Here is a 15,009-nt window from a genome sequence, read left to right as displayed (position 1 = left end):
CATGTCCACTCCCGTCAGCGTCGTCGGCACCATCGCGACCGACCCCCGCCTCACCAAGTCCCCCGCGAAAGCCGCGTTCTGCACTTTCCGGGTTGCGAGCACGGAGCGCAGATACGACCGCGAGAAGAACCAGTGGATCGACGGCGAGACGAACTGGTTCACCGTCAACGCCTTCCGCTCGCTCGCGGAGAATGCCGAGCGCTCGTTCGAGAAGGGAGATCGCGTCGTCGTCAACGGCCGCATGCGCGTGCGTCAGTGGGCGACCGAGGAGAAATCGGGAACGTCGGTCGAGATCGATGCCGACGCGCTCGGCCACGATCTCCGCTGGGGCGTTTCCAAGTTCGAGAAGCAGCCGCGCTCGAGCGCCGGTGCCTCGGTCGAGAACTCCCCCGATCGGGAAGAGCCGACCCTATCCGCTTCGGCCGGCGACTCGGATGAGAACCCCCTTCGGACAGATGCGGAGGGATCGCGGGGTGGGTCCTCGGGCGATCCGGATGCGACAGCGGAGACCGGTGGGAACGACGCCTCTCAGAGGTTCGGCGAGGACGGGTTCCTACCGCTGGCCGCGTGACAGCCATCGTGTGCCCGGGGTGCCGGCGCCGTCAGCTCGGGCACCCCGAGAAAACGCCGGCACTCCGGGTCAGCGCAGGTATTCCGAGAACGCCGCGCGCACCTTGTTGACCTTCGGGGCCGCGACGGCGAGGCAGTATCCCTGCGTGGGATTCTTCGCGAAGAAATCCTGGTGATGCTCTTCGGCGGGATAGACCTCGCCGAGCGGTTCGATCGTGGTCACCACCTCGCCGGGCCAGATCTCCGAGGCCCGCTGCCTCGCCGCCTCGAAGAGTCGGCGCTGAGCCTCGTCCGCCGGGAACATCGCAGATCGGTACTGCGTACCGACGTCCGCACCCTGCCGATTCAGCTGCGTCGGATCGTGCATCGTGAAGAACGCGTCGAGGATCACGTCCGCCGGTATGACGCTCTCGTCGAAGGTCACGGCCACGGCCTCGGCATGACCGGTGGTGCCGGTGCAGACCTGCTCATAGCTCGGATCGGAAACGGTGCCACCCGTGTAGCAGGAGACCACCTCGGTGACTCCCCGCAGGGCGCGGTAGGCCGCGTCGAGGCACCAGAAGCAGCCGCCGGCGAGCACGAAGGTCGTGGTACTCATGATGCGTTCCCTCCATCCGACTCGCTCCACCAGGTGTCCTGCGGGCCGACCGGCAAGCGACGCTTGTGCTCCGTGCCGCGGTACCGGCCCTCGAGGTTCTCCGCTACCCGCGTCGGCACCGCCTCGCCGCGCAGATAGGCGTCGATCTCGGAGTAGGTCACCCCGAGGCTCGACTCGTCGGACTGACCGGGTTCGCTGTCGAGCAGATCGGCGGTCGGAATCTTCTTCCAGAGGCGCTCCGGCGCGTCCAACTGCCGCAGCATCTCGGCGCCCTGTCCCTTCGTGAGTCCGGACAGCGGCACCACGTCGGCCGCACCGTCGCCGAACTTCGTGAAGAAACCGGTGATGGCCTCCGCAGCGTGATCGGTTCCGATGACGAGCAGCCGGCGGTCGCCGGCGATCGCGTACTGCGCGACCATGCGCATGCGGGCCTTCACGTTTCCCTTGTTGAAGTCGCTGACGGGCTCCCCCGCACCGGTCGACACCGCCGACGACAGAGCGTCGACCGCGGGTGCGACGTCGACCGTCACCGCACGATCCGGCTGAATGAAACGCAGGGCCAGCTGCGCGTCGTCCTCGTCCTGCTGCACGCCGTAGGGCAGTCGCACCGCGATGAACTCGGCGTCGCGGCCTTCCGCACGCAGACGCTCGACCGCCGACTGCGCCAGTTTTCCCGCCAGCGTCGAATCCTGTCCGCCCGAGATGCCGAGCACGAAGCCTCGAGAGCCCGGCACCGACCGAGCGTAGTCGACGAGGAACGCCACCCGGCGCTCCACCTCCGCCGCCGGATCGATCTCCGGCACCGCCCCGAGCTCACGAATGATCTGCTGCTGCGTATCGCCCATGCTCCCCACCATACTCCGCGAGTGTGACGGCTACATGACGAGTTCCTCGAATGGCACGAGGCAGCGCGGACCGAGCAGACCCTTCAGCTCGCCGAAAAGATCGGAGGTGATGCGCACCTGCTCGCGGAGCTCGAAGATTCTCACTGCGTGGGGCGTGATCAGGCTGAGCCGCACCTCGCTGTCGCCGGGATGGCGCCGCAGCGTCGACTTCAGCTCGTGCATCAGCGGCTCCGTCGCGCGCGCCTCCGAGAGCGTCAGCGCAAGAGAGGTCGCGTCATCCTGCACACCGGCATCGATCGGCTTCACTCCGTAGGCGTGCATCGACATGCCGTCGTCGCGCGAGTTCAGCTTGCCTCGAATCGCCACGATGCTGTCGGGCTGCAGCAGGCTGCCGAACTCCTGGTAGGACTTGCCCATGAACAGGGCCTGCACCTCACCCGTGAAGTCCTCGATCGTCACCATGCCGTAGAGGTTGCCCGACTTCGCGGTGCGGTGCTGCACGCTCGTGAGCAGCCCCGCGACGGTCACGATCTCTCCGTCGTAGGTCGCGCTGTTCTCGGGGTTCGTGATCTGCTGCACGGTCACGCTCGCCTCCTTCGCGAGGGCCACGTCGAGCCCGCGCAGCGGATGATCCGAGACGTAGAGGCCGAGCATCTCGCGCTCGAACGACAGCTTGTCCTTCTTCGTCCACTCCGGGCGATCCGGCACCTGCGAGACCGTGTCGACCGGCTCCCCCGCATCCTCGGCGGCCTCGGCGAAAAGACTGTCGAAATCGAAGCCGACGTCGCCCTTCTCCTCGGCGCGCTTCTCCTTCACAGCGCTCTCGATGGCCTGCTCGTGGATCTCCACGAGCGCGCGGCGCGTGCCTCCGAGGCCGTCGAAGGCGCCCGCCTTGATGAGCGACTCGATGGTGCGCTTGTTGAGAGCGGCGATCGCGACCTTCTTGAGGAAATCGTGGAAGCTCTCGAAGGCTCCCTTCGTCTCTCGCGCCTCCCTGATCGCGTCGACCACGTGACCGCCCACGTTGCGGATGGCGCCGAGGCCGAAGCGGATGTCGTCCCCCACGGCCGAGAAGTTGGCGAACGACTCGTTGACGGCCGGAGGCAGCACCTTGATGCCCATGCGTCGGCACTCGTTGAGGTAGAGCGCCAGCTTGTCCTTCGAGTCGCCCACGCTCGTGAGCAGAGCCGCCATGTACTCCGCCGGGTAGTGCTCCTTGAGGTAGGCGGTCCAATAGCTGACCACGCCGTAGGCCGCGGAGTGCGCTTTGTTGAACGCGTAGTCGGAGAACGGCAGCAGGATGTCCCACAGCGCCTTGATCGCAGCATCGGAGTAGCCGCGCTCCCTCATGCCGCCGGAGAAGCCCTCGTACTGCTTGTCCAGCTCCGCCTTCTTCTTCTTGCCCATGGCGCGGCGCAGAATATCTGCCTGGCCGAGCGAGAACCCGGCCACCTTCTGCGCGATCGACATCACCTGCTCCTGGTAGATGATGAGGCCGTAGGTGGTGCTGAGGATCTCCTTCAGGGGTTCCTCGAGCTCGGGGTGGATCGGCGTGATCTCCTGCAGGCCGTTCTTGCGCAGCGCGTAATTGGTGTGCGAGTCGGCGCCCATCGGACCCGGCCGGTACAGCGCCAGCACGGCCGAGATGTCTTCGAAGTTATCGGGCTTCATGAGGCGCAGCAGACCGCGCATCGGGCCGCCGTCGAGCTGGAACACGCCCAGCGTGTCACCCCTGGCAAGCAACTCGTATGAGGCGGCGTCGTCGAGCGGCAGCCGCTCGAGATCGAGCTCCTCGCCGCGGTTCAGCCGGATGTTCTCGAGGGCGTCGGAGATGATCGTGAGGTTGCGCAGCCCCAGGAAGTCCATCTTGATGAGCCCGAGGCCCTCGCAGGTCGGGTAGTCGAACTGCGTGACGATCTGGCCGTCCTGCTCGCGCTTCTGCAGCGGGATGATGTCGATGAGCGGATCGCTCGACATGATCACGCCGGCCGCGTGCACGCCCCACTGGCGCTTCAGTCCCTCGAGGCCGAGCGCGGTGTCGTACACCTTCTTCGCGTCCGGGTCCTCCTGCAGCACGGCGCGGAACTCGGCCGCCTCCTTGTACCGCGGATGGTCGGGGTCGGTGATGCCCGAGAGCGGGATGTCCTTCGCCATCACCGCCGGCGGCATCGCCTTCGTGAGCTTCTCCCCCATGCCGAAGGGGAAGCCCAGCACGCGCGACGCGTCCTTGAGCGCCTGCTTCGACTTGATCGTGCCGTAGGTGACGATCTGGGCGACGCGCTCGTCGCCGTACTTCTCGGTCACGTACTTGATGACCTCGCCGCGGCGACGATCATCGAAGTCGACGTCGAAGTCGGGCATCGAGACGCGATCCGGGTTGAGGAAGCGCTCGAAGATGAGTCCGTGCTGCAGCGGATCGAGATCGGTGATCCTCATCGCGTACGCGACCATCGAGCCCGCGCCGGAGCCGCGGCCCGGGCCCACGCGGATCCCGTTGTCCTTCGACCAGTTGATGAAGTCGGCGACCACGAGGAAGTACCCCGGGAACCCCATCTGGGTGATCACGCCGATCTCGTACTCGGCCTGCTTGCGCACCTCGTCGGGGATACCGTTCGGGTAGCGGTAGTGCAGGCCCTTCTCGACCTCCTTCACGAACCAGCTGTCCTCGGTCTCGCCCTCGGGCACCGGGTAGCGGGGCATGTAGTTGGCGGAGGTGTTGAACTCGACGCTGCAGCGCTCGGCGATCTCGAGGGTGTGGTCGCACGCATCGGGGTAGTCGCGGAAGATGTGCCGCATCTCGGCGGCGCTCTTGAGGTAGTAGCCCGAGCCGTTGAACTGGAACCGGTTCGGATCGTCGAGCCGCGAACCCGACTGCACGCAGAGCAGCGCCGAGTGGGCCTCCGCATCGGCCTCGTGCACGTAGTGCAGGTCGTTCGTGGCGACGAGCGGGATATTCAGGTCGCGCGCGATCTTGATGAGGTCTGACTGCACCTGGCGCTCGATGTCGAGGCCGTGATCCATCAGCTCGCAGTAGAAGTTCTCCTTGCCGAAGATGTCCTGGAACTCGGCGGCGGCCTTCACCGCCTCGTCGTACTGACCGAGCCGCAGACGGGTCTGGATCTCGCCCGAGGGGCACCCCGTCGTGGCGATGATGCCCTTGCCGTAGGTCTGCAGCAGCTCACGGTCCATGCGGGGCTTGAAGTAGTACCCCTCCATCGAGGAGTAGCTCGAGAGCCGGAAGAGGTTGTGCATGCCCTGAGTGTTCTCGGAGAGCATGGTCATGTGGGTGTACGCCCCTGCGCCGGACACGTCGTCGCCCGCGCCGTCGCCCCACCGCACGCGCGTGCGGTCCGAGCGGTGCGTGCCCGGAGTCAGATAGGCCTCGATGCCGATGATCGGGTTGAGGCCGCGATCCCGCGCCTGCTTCCAGAAATCGAAGGCGCCGAAGGTGTTGCCGTGGTCGGTGACCGCGATAGCGGGCATCCCCTGCGCCACCGCTGCGTCCATGAGCGGCCCCACTCGCGCCGCACCGTCGAGCATCGAGTACTCGCTGTGCACGTGCAGGTGTACGAAACCGTCTTTCTCAGACACCGGATGAGCCCCTTTCGCCGACCCCTCCAGGGTACCGCGCACCACTGACGGCGAGCACCACGCCCTACGCCAGGAACCGCCCCGCGACAGGCACCCGTCGCAGCAGCGCCGCGACCGCGAGGCTCGGGATCATCACGAGCGTCGCCAGCAGAGGTACCGACACGAGCACGGGCGCGATCTCCGTGGTGAGGCCGAACTGCTTGTAGACCCACTGGAAGAAGGGGTGCACCAGATAGATCCCCATCGAGTTCGCGGCGAGCGCTCCGGCGACCCGCGGCAAGCGCCCCCGCGAGTCGCCCCAGCACGCCCGCGCGAGACAGAAGACCGCCACTGACACGAGCGCGACGCCGGGCGTGAGGAAGTCGAAGAACAGCTCGTCGGAGGTCCCCTCGGCCCGCGAGACGAGCGATGTGCCGACCCCGATGCCGAGCGCTCCGACGGCGCCCGCCGCGGCGATCCACCGGAGCCGCGCTCGCCTCGGTTCGACGGTGCTCAGCAGGTAGCCCAGCACGAAGTAGGAGGAGTACCCGAGCACCAGCTGCACGCGCATGGTGCCGAGCACCTCGCTCAGCACCTCGCCGGCGCCCGGCACGAGTTCGAGGAACGGGAAGAGGAAGGCGAAGGCTCCCGCCAGGGCGACGAAGTACCAGGCGATGACGCGATCCCTCGTGATCGCTCTCAGTAACGGCAGCAACATGTAGAGCCCGATGAGAGCCAATAGGAACCAGAGATGGAAGTGCCCGGTGAAGAAGCGCCGGGCGAGCTCGCCCGGATCCCGGATGCCGTTCGGCCCGTAGACCTCGATCAGGGCGAAGAACAGCGACCAGCAGGCGAACGCGACGACCAGCCGGGGAATGTTCTTGCGCCAGAGGGCGCGAAGGCTCAACTCGCGCTCGGGTGCGAGGAACAGGGCTCCCGAGATCATGAAGAAGACCGGCACGCAGAAGCGGAGCAGGCTGTTGATCCAGTTCAGCGCCTCCCACCGAGGGCCCTCCGGGGGCAACTGGTGCCACTCGGTGATGGAGGCGTGGATCACCACCACCGCCACGATGGCGATGGCCCGCAGCCACTCGAGATAGCGGATGCGTCCGGATCGATCGTTCGCGCTCCTCATCCACCTCATGCTAACCAGACCGGATCAGCGTCTTCTCAGCGCCCCGCTGCGGCGCACTGAGGCGGCGGCGCTGGCACGTCAGGCCCGACCCACCGGAAAGCACGCTGTCAAGGCTCTGAGATTCCCCAGCATCCGGCGACTCCCACGCGATACAGTGACGTCGACGGCGCCTCTGGGGAGGAGGCGGGCGTCGAGGAGGAGAACCGCTGTGACTGTTTCCGCCCCGCTGGTGAGCGTCGTGATTCCGGTGTACAACTCCATGCCGTACCTCACCGCCACACTGGAGTCCGTACTCGCTCAGGACATCGAGTCTCTCGAGGTGATCGCCGTCGACGACGGCTCGACCGACGGTTCGGGCGAGGAGCTTGATCGCTTCGACGAGCTCGACGAGCGACTCACGGTGATCCACCAGGAGAACAGCGGCTGGCCCGGTGCGCCTCGCAATCGCGGTCTGGAGCGGTCCCGCGGCGACTTCGTCTTCTTCATGGACTCCGACGACACGATCGCGCCTCACGCGCTGAGGACCATGGCTGCGATGGCAGAGGAGCGCGGAGCGGACGTGGTGATCCCGCGCATGCAGGGTGTTGCGGGGCGCGGAGTCCAGAGCCTCTTCCAGCGGTACCCGCAGGGCGACATCGGCCTCTCCCGCGCCATGGAGACGCTGTCTCCGCAGAAGCTCTTCCGCCGCGAGCCGCTCGAGCGCGACGGGCTTCGCTTCCCGGAGGAGCACGTGCGCCTCGAAGACGGGATCTTCGTCACCCGCGCCTATGTGCTCGCGCGCAAGATCCTCTTCTGCGGGCAGGATCCCCTCTACTTCATCGCGCTGCGCGATGACGGGCAGAACATCTCCGCCCGCAGCATCGACCCCGAGAACTACGTCTCCTCCTGCCGCCGCATCGCGCAGACACTGCTCGAGGGCGTGCCCGATCCCGAGCGCGCCGCCAGGCTCGTGTGGCAGTTCTTCACGCGGAAGGGGCTGCGGTTCTACGCGCCCCGGCGCTGGCTGGCGATGGACGCCGACCGGAAGCGCGAGTGGGTCTCGCTGCATCGGACGTTCCTCCGAGACCTGGTCCCGCCCGAACTGGATGAACGCGCTCCGAACCCCACCGATCGTCGCAAGGCGGGTCTCATACGCTCAGGTGACGTGGAGGGCCTCGACCGGCTGATCTCGGCCGCCGCGAGGCTGGATCATCGCTCCCGCACCACCGCGGTCGTCCGCGTTCCCGAGGGGATCGAGCTCACGATCACGATGGCCGGCGCCGAGCCGGGTGCCGATGCCGCGGCGGGCGCAGTCGAGGGCATGAGCAGCGGGGCGGGCGCGGATGGATCCGGCTCAGGATCGCTGATCCGGTCGGGACGAGCGTCGGGTCGGCGGCTGAGGATCGCGGACCGCCTGCACCGCGCGCTGCGCCCGGTGCTGGGATCCCATCTCGGCCGCGGCCTCAGCCGGCGTCTCACCGATGCCGTTTCGATCGGTGCGCCCCGCGTGCACCTGCTGCTCTCGGGCAGGCGCTCGGCCCGACGCGTGGCGGTGCCCGGTCGGGCCGGGCGCCCGGACGCCTCGGGCGCGCTGCGCTACCGCTTCATCCTGCCCGACGAGCTGCTGCGGCGCTTCCGAGGCGACCGGGTGGACATGTGGACCGTCGCCGAGGTGCGCGGGCTGAGCGGAGGCGCGGTCCGCGTCGGCGCGGATCAGGTGTCGAAGCGCGGGGGCGGGGACGGGCGCAGCGGCATGAACGTCGAACTCTACGCGACCGACCAGGGCAACGCGAGTCTGCGTCTCGCCCGATAGCCTGACGCAGTTCCGGGCTACGCCGAGAGCACGTCGAGCGCGTGCTGCAGGTCGGCAGGGTAGCGGCTCTCGAAATGCACGGGCTCGCCCGTGCCCGGGTGCCTGAAGCCGAGCCGCATGGCATGCAACCACTGCCGGGTCAGGCCGAGGCGCTCCGAGAGCGTCGGGTCGGCGCCGTACATGCCATCACCCACGCACGGGTGCCGCTGCGCCGCCATGTGCACGCGGATCTGGTGGGTGCGCCCGGTCTCGAGCTCGATCTCGAGCAGGCTCGCATAGGGGAACGCCTCGAGCGTCTCGTAGTGCGTCACCGAGGGCTTGCCGTCGCGTGTCACGGCGAACTTCCACTCGTGCCCCGGATGCCTGCCGATCGGCCCCTCGATCGTGCCCGAGAAGGGGTCGGGATGCCCCTGCACCACAGCGTGGTAGATCTTCGAGACCTCCCGCTCCTTGAAGGCGCGTTTGAGCTCGCTGTAGGCTCGCTCGCTCTTCGCGACGACCATCAACCCGCTCGTGCCGGCATCGAGACGGTGCACGATGCCCTGGCGTTCGGGCGCGCCCGAGGTCGCGATCCGGTACCCCGCCCCGGCGAGCGCGCCGAGCACGGTGGGCCCCTCCCATCCGAGTGAGGGGTGCGCCGCGGCTCCCGCCGGCTTGTCGATCACCACGATGTCGTCGTCGTCGTGCACGATGCCGAGCTCGGGCAGGTGCACGGGAACCACCTCCGGGCCGCGCTTCTCTTCCCAGGAGACCTCGAGCCAGCCACCCGCCGCCAAGCGATCGGACTTGCCGAGCGTACGCCCGTCGAGGGCGACCCCGCCCGCCTGCGCGACCTCCGCGGCGAAGCTACGTGAGAAGCCGAGCAGCTTGGCCAGGGCGGCGTCGACCCGCTCGCCCGCGAGGCCGTCGGGCACCGGAAGGCTACGCTGCTCCATCGGAGTGGCTCCTTCTGGGCGAACCGTCGATCGGCAGGCCGAGCACGCTGATCAGGATGAACAGCACCATGCCGCTCACGATCGCGATGTCGGCGACGTTGTAGATGGCCGGGTTGAACCCGAGCCACATCCACGGCGTGAGGATGAAGTCGATGACGTGCCCCTCGGGGAAGCCGGGTTCGCGTGTGAGGCGGTCCGTGAGATTGCCGAGCACGCCGCCGAGCAGCAGGCCGAGGAACACTCCCCAAGGGATCGAGCGCAGGCGCCGCAGCTGCCAGAGGATCACGACCACGACCACCGTGGCGAGCACGGTGAAAATCCAGGTCGCGCCGCTCGCCATGGAGAACGCCGCGCCGGGATTGCGCACGAAGTGCCACTGGAGGAACTCGCCGAGCACGGGCTCGGTACGGCCCTCCGTGAGATTCGATACCACCCAGTTCTTGGAGAGCTGGTCGATGGCGAACACGACGATCGCGACGCCGAGCAGGAGCAGAGGCACCAGCCGGCGTCGCGATGACGAGGAGGTGGCGGAAACGGCCACCACGTCGGGAGCGTCGCTCACGCTCCCTGCTACTGCAGACCGTCGGGAGCGCCGGCGGGCTCGGGCGAGCCGTCGAGGCCGCGCAGCTGCGACTGGATGTACGAGCGCAGCGTCGAACGGTACTCCGACTCGAACTGACGCAGCTCCTTGATCTTGAACTGGAGATCGCCGCGCTCGTCGCCGAGCACGCGCAGCTCTTCGGCGCGCTGCTTCTGCGCCTCCTCGACGAGCTGCTTCGCGGTACGCTCGGCGTCCTCGATCATCTGCTGACGCTTCTGCTCAGCCTCGCTGATGAGGCGATCGCGCGTCGTCTCGCCCTCGTGCACGTGCTTGTCGTGCAGCTCGAGCGCGAGCTGCAGCATGGCGCTCGACTTGACGGCGTCGGGCTGCGGAAGCGCAGCGGCCTCGGCGACGGCGCTGGAGGTCTCGGCCGCCGGGGCGGGAGCAGCGGGAGCCTTCGGGGCATCGACCACGATGGTCTGCTCGGAGGCTTCACCGGAGTCAGCGCCGCCCTCGGACTTGCCGGCTTCGCAGGCGGCCAGCTTCTCGGTGAGCTCCTCGATCTGGGCGCGCAGCTCGGCCTTCTCCTGCTCATGCTGGCGCAGCTCCTCCACGATCGTGTCGAGGAAGTCGTCGACCTGATCGAGATCGTAGCCGTCGCGGAACTTGGTGATCGTGAACTTCTGGTTCACGACATCTTCAGGAGTCAGGGCCATCGTTTACGTCTCTTTCGGTTCGGGACCACTCGCGTGGTCATGGAACAACGCTAGCAAATATTGTCCGGTTCGCGCAGAATGCCCGGAAATAGAGCCTTTCTATCACCAACCGGGGATGATCGCGAGGAGGATCCAGCACGCGAGGAGCGTGAGCATCCAGCCGAGATCCAGGGCGATCTGCCCGAGGCGGATCGGCGGCAGCAGCCTGCGGAACATCTTGATGGGCGGATCCGTGACCGTGTACACGAGCTCCACCAGCACCGCGAGCACACCGCGCGGGCGGAAGTTGCGGTTGAGCACCAGGATCCAGTCGAGCACGAATCTGCCCCAGAGCACGAAGATGTAGATCCGGAGGACGACCCGCAGCACGGTTCCGATCGCGAATACGACCTCCACGGCTTACGCCGAGGGTGCCACGAAGAACGAGCCGCTGTCCTGCTGACGCGAGCCGTCGCTACCGACCTCGATGTGCTCGGGCGAGAGCAGGAACACCTTGCTCGTCACGCGCTCGATGCGCCCGTGCAGACCCATGGTGAGGCCGCTCGTGAAGTCGATGAGGCGCTTGGCGTCGGCCTCGTTCATGCGCGAGAGGTTGATGATCACCGGGAGTCCCTCGCGGAAATTCTCGGCGATGACCTTCGCATCCTTGTACTCGGTGGGGTGTACGGTGAGGATCTCGTTCATAGGCTGCTGCGCCGCCGGCTTGGTGGGGGTGACCCGTCGCAGGGGGGTGACCGACGCGCGCTGGGGGGCGGGTCGGGCAGCCTCGGGCTTCGGGGCCGCCGCCGGAGCGGGGGTCTCCTTCGCGGTCGATCGGGGAGCCGCGGGCTGCTGCGACTCGGCGTTCTGCTCCTCGAGGTCCTCCTCGGCGAGGCCCAGGAACACCATGGTCTTCTTCAGCGGGTTGCTCATCATTTCTCCCAACGCGGTGCGGTGTTTCGAGGCTATCTGGGGTCCGGGCGTTTTCCGGTGATTGCGCTGCCGATTCGCAGGTGTGTCGCTCCCGCTGCGATCGCTTCGGCGTAGTCATGGGTCATGCCGGCGGATATGGCGGTGGCCTCCGGAGCGAGGGTGCGCACGCGTTCCGAGGAGCCCCGCAGCCGCGCGAAGGCGGATGCCGGATCCTCCTCCTCGGGAAGCGGCGCGACCGCCATCAGACCTCTCAGCCGCAGCGTGGGGGTCTGGAGCACGCGCTCGGCGATCCGCTCGACCTCGTCCGGCGCGGCGCCACCGCGAGCCGGGTCGTCGGTGAGGTTGACCTGCACGAACGCGTCGATGGGTTTCTCGACCTCTGCAGTGGCGAGGGCGTCGACGAGGCGTTCTCGATCGATCGAGTGGATCGCGCTCGCGTATCTCGCGGCCTGCCTCGCCTTCTTCGTCTGCAGCTGCCCGATGAAGTGCCAGTCGAGACCGAGGCCGGCGAGCTCTTCGGCCTTCGACTGGGCCTCCTGATGCCGGTTCTCACCCACATCGCGCACGCCAAGTCCGGCGAGCGCCGCCACCAGGGCCGCGGGATGGAACTTGGTCACGACGATGAGGGTGACATCCGCCGGGTCGCGCTCCGCGACCCGGCAGGCGTCGGCGATACCGCCGCGCACCGCTTCCAGTCGATCGGCGAGGCCCGGGAAGTCGGCGAGATCGACTCCGGTCACGTCGCCTACCTCAGGAACTCGGGGATGTCGAGATCATCGTCGTCATCGCCGTCGAAGGCGGGATCGGGCAGCTGCGCCTCGACCGGCGGGTTCGAGAGCACCTCGCCGAACTGTCCGGTGGGCGGGTTCTGCCCCTGGGCCTCGCTCTCACCGCGGTTGGCGTTGAAGCCCTTGAAGCCCAGGCCGGTCGCCTCTCCGCTCGCGACGGCGGAGGCGGTCGTGGAAGCCTGCGCGGGCACATCGTCGATGCTCTCGACGTGGCTGCCGCGGCGACCGCGCTGCTCGGACGACTGCACCTGGGGTGAGGGATCGTCGTCGAAGCCGGCGGCGATCACGGTGACCCGCACCTCGTCGCCGAGCGTGTCGTCGATGACGGTGCCGAAGATGATGTTCGCCTCGGGGTGCACGACGTCCTGCACGAGAGTCGAGGCCTCGTAGATCTCGCTGAGGGCGAGGTTCGAGGAGCCCTGGATGGACAGGAGCACGCCGTGCGCGCCCTCGACGGAGGCCTCGAGCAGCGGGGACGCGACGGCCAGCTCAGCGGCCTTGATCGCGCGATCGGCGCCGCGGGCGGATCCGATGCCCATGAGCGCCGCACCGGCCCCCTGCATGACCGACTTGACGTCGGCGAAGTCGAGGTTGATGAGGCCGGGGGTGGTGATGAGGTCGGTGATGCCGGAGACGCCGGCGAGCAGCACCTGGTCGGCGGCCGCGAAGGCCTCGATCATGCTGATGCCGGGCTCGCTGATGTCGAGCAGGCGATCGTTCGGCACGACGATCAGGGTGTCGACGGCCTCGCGCAGCGTGTGCACGCCGGCGTCGGCCTGCGCCGCACGGCGCTTGCCCTCGAAGCTGAACGGGCGGGTGACCACGCCGATGGTCAGCGCGCCGATGGACTTGGCGATCCGCGCCACGACGGGAGCCGCGCCCGTGCCGGTGCCGCCGCCCTCGCCGGCGGTCACGAAGACCATGTCCGCGCCCGAGAGCGCCTCCTCGATCTCCTCCGCGTGATCCTCTGCGGCGCGGCGGCCGACCTCGGGATCCGCGCCGGCGCCGAGGCCCCGCGTGAGTTCGCGGCCGACGTCGAGCTTGACGTCGGCGTCGCTGAGCAGCAGCGCCTGCGCATCGGTGTTGACCGCGATGAACTCGACGCCGCGCAGGCCGAGCTCGATCATGCGGTTGACAGCGTTGACGCCGCCACCGCCGACACCGACGACCTTGATCACTGCGAGGTAGTTCTGGTTGCCTGACACCTGGATCCCCTCCAACCTTCAACCTCTAGCTGAAGTTAAAAGTTAGTATTGCCGTATACATTTCCTGCGCACAACGCTATGGGGCGGCCCCGTATCCGCGCTGAAGACACGCCGCGCGGCGCCGAGCAATTCGGTGAGAATGCGCGAGTCGCCGGGCAGGCGATCGACCCGAGCGCGGCGCCGCCCCTCACCGGAACACGGGGGCTTCGGCCGACGAGACGTCGATGCGCTCGACCGGGCGATCCGCGAGCGCCACGATCATCCGCTCGAGCACCTCGGCTTTGTACCGGGTGCGATCCGCGTCGCCCCACAGCACCTCGACGCCACTCGAGAGCGTGAACGTGACGTCCTGCCCGCTCGAGGCCGTCACCGAGACGATCCCGGTGCGCAGCTCCGCCGGCATGTCGCGCAGCGCCCGACCGGCCGATCGGAACGCTTGCGAAGAGAAATCCGTGACCGCGCCCGAGGCCACGGGGGCGCCGGCGGGAGCCTGCTCTGCCGAGGCGAGCAGCACGCCCGCCGCGTCGTAGACCGCGTATCCGGCATCGCCCTGCACCGAGATCACCGGCACGCGCTCCTCGATGCGCACCACGAGCGTGTGCGGCGGCACGCGCTCGACGGCGTAGCGCTGGATCATCGGGAACGGCTCGAGCGCCTGATGCACCTCGGCGTCGTCGACCAGGGCGAGCGGACGGCCGTCGAAGCGCGAGAGCGCCTGCTCGACGTCCCCCTGATTGACGTTGACCGCCCCGACCACCTGCAGGTCGCGCACCGCCATCACGGGAGTGAACGCGCCGCCCACGACGAAGAGTGCGAGAGCGGCGACCGCGGCGAGCGCGATCCACCAATTGCGGCGCTTCCGCCGACTGCCGACCGAGAACCGCCGGCGTTCGTTGCGGAGCTGGGCTCGGCGCAGCTTCTCAGCGGCGCGCAGCCGGCGCTCCGCCACGCGCACCGGATCCGCGTCCCGCTCGGAGCGCAGTCGCGCGAGGGAGAACCGCGATGACCGGTCCGACAGCTCCAGCGCCCGAGCCTCCCGCACCTCGCCCAGGTCGACCGTCGGCGCCGCAGCGGCGTCGGCCGTATCGGCGGCTGCCGAGCCCGCCGTCCTCGTCGGGTCATCCGCCGTGGTCGAGTGGTCCGCCGGCGTCGCGCTCTCCGTCGCGGCGCGTCTCGCGAGACGGCGCCGCAGCAGCGACGGGCGGTCGCGCGCATCTGACGTCTCTGGCGCATCTGCCCCTGGCGCGGTCTCGGGTGCGACGGCCGCCTTCTCAGGCGCGGATGCCCGACCCCACGACGGGAAGACCCCGTCGTCGGATGCGCCGGGGTCCGGTTCGTGCCCGCGCTCGGGAGCGCGGTCGAACCCGCTGGGCCGCTTCATCGCCCGAACCGCCTCGTCACC

Annotated in this window: 14 protein-coding genes; 2 read left to right on the top strand and 12 right to left on the bottom strand. The window is 68.2% G+C overall.

Annotated elements, in window-relative coordinates; translation table 11 throughout:
- The first annotated feature begins 1 nt into the window (after position 1).
- Entirely contained in the window at positions 2–571 is a 570-nt protein-coding gene (ssb, locus tag AC0KXF_RS13150; RefSeq protein ID WP_223043722.1) for a single-stranded DNA-binding protein, read from the top strand.
- Positions 572–640: 69 nt separating this feature from the next.
- Here ssb and msrA read toward each other — a convergent pair whose 3' ends face one another.
- From msrA to AC0KXF_RS13130, 4 genes are all read right to left on the bottom strand, one after another.
- Positions 641–1,168: a peptide-methionine (S)-S-oxide reductase MsrA gene (gene msrA / locus AC0KXF_RS13145; protein WP_223043721.1), complete on the bottom strand. Its 528-nt coding sequence runs from the start codon at positions 1,166–1,168 to the stop codon at positions 641–643.
- The gene (gene nadE / locus AC0KXF_RS13140) at positions 1,165–2,013 is read right to left on the bottom strand and encodes an ammonia-dependent NAD(+) synthetase (RefSeq protein WP_473109605.1); all 849 of its coding nucleotides are present in this window, start codon (positions 2,011–2,013) and stop codon (positions 1,165–1,167) included. The genes msrA and nadE overlap by 4 nt, the downstream gene beginning before the upstream one ends.
- Positions 2,014–2,043: 30 nt before the next feature.
- Positions 2,044–5,553 carry a DNA polymerase III subunit alpha gene (gene dnaE, locus AC0KXF_RS13135; RefSeq protein ID WP_473109644.1) on the bottom strand — a complete coding sequence of 1,170 codons (3,510 nt, stop codon included), beginning with the start codon at positions 5,551–5,553 and terminating at the stop codon, positions 2,044–2,046.
- Positions 5,554–5,668: 115 nt separating this feature from the next.
- A complete protein-coding gene (locus AC0KXF_RS13130) occupies positions 5,669–6,718 on the bottom strand; it encodes an acyltransferase (protein ID WP_473109604.1) in 1,050 nt (349 codons plus the stop codon).
- 208 nt (positions 6,719–6,926) lie between these two features.
- Here AC0KXF_RS13130 and AC0KXF_RS13125 point away from each other — a divergent pair, with 208 nt between their 5' ends.
- The gene (locus AC0KXF_RS13125; protein ID WP_473109603.1) at positions 6,927–8,510 is read left to right on the top strand and encodes a glycosyltransferase family 2 protein; all 1,584 of its coding nucleotides are present in this window, start codon (positions 6,927–6,929) and stop codon (positions 8,508–8,510) included.
- Between the two features lie 17 nt (positions 8,511–8,527).
- Here AC0KXF_RS13125 and AC0KXF_RS13120 read toward each other — a convergent pair whose 3' ends face one another.
- From AC0KXF_RS13120 to AC0KXF_RS13085, 8 genes are all read right to left on the bottom strand, one after another.
- A complete protein-coding gene (locus tag AC0KXF_RS13120; RefSeq protein ID WP_473109602.1) occupies positions 8,528–9,445 on the bottom strand; it encodes an RluA family pseudouridine synthase in 918 nt (305 codons plus the stop codon).
- The gene (lspA, locus tag AC0KXF_RS13115) at positions 9,432–10,007 is read right to left on the bottom strand and encodes a signal peptidase II (RefSeq protein ID WP_473109601.1); all 576 of its coding nucleotides are present in this window, start codon (positions 10,005–10,007) and stop codon (positions 9,432–9,434) included. The genes AC0KXF_RS13120 and lspA overlap by 14 nt, the downstream gene beginning before the upstream one ends.
- Before the next feature lie 8 nt (positions 10,008–10,015).
- Positions 10,016–10,702: a DivIVA domain-containing protein gene (locus AC0KXF_RS13110; RefSeq protein WP_473109600.1), complete on the bottom strand. Its 687-nt coding sequence runs from the start codon at positions 10,700–10,702 to the stop codon at positions 10,016–10,018.
- Between the two features lie 102 nt (positions 10,703–10,804).
- Positions 10,805–11,098, bottom strand: coding sequence for a YggT family protein (locus AC0KXF_RS13105; protein ID WP_223043714.1), 294 nt, complete (start codon positions 11,096–11,098; stop codon positions 10,805–10,807).
- Between the two features lie 3 nt (positions 11,099–11,101).
- The gene (locus tag AC0KXF_RS13100) at positions 11,102–11,614 is read right to left on the bottom strand and encodes a cell division protein SepF (protein ID WP_223043713.1); all 513 of its coding nucleotides are present in this window, start codon (positions 11,612–11,614) and stop codon (positions 11,102–11,104) included.
- A 32-nt stretch (positions 11,615–11,646) separates the two neighbouring features.
- Positions 11,647–12,354, bottom strand: a complete 708-nt coding sequence (locus AC0KXF_RS13095; RefSeq protein ID WP_473109599.1) for a YggS family pyridoxal phosphate-dependent enzyme — start codon at positions 12,352–12,354, stop codon at positions 11,647–11,649.
- 5 nt (positions 12,355–12,359) lie between these two features.
- Positions 12,360–13,607: a cell division protein FtsZ gene (gene ftsZ / locus AC0KXF_RS13090; protein ID WP_223043711.1), complete on the bottom strand. Its 1,248-nt coding sequence runs from the start codon at positions 13,605–13,607 to the stop codon at positions 12,360–12,362.
- A gap of 187 nt (positions 13,608–13,794) precedes the next feature.
- Positions 13,795–14,988, bottom strand: a complete 1,194-nt coding sequence (locus AC0KXF_RS13085) for a cell division protein FtsQ/DivIB (RefSeq protein WP_473109598.1) — start codon at positions 14,986–14,988, stop codon at positions 13,795–13,797.
- Between the last annotated feature and the right edge of the window lie 21 nt (positions 14,989–15,009).

This window comes from Leucobacter holotrichiae, from assembly GCF_055791005.1.
The sequence above is the reverse complement of the archived record's forward strand: the minus strand, read 5'-3'. Positions and strand labels throughout refer to the sequence as shown.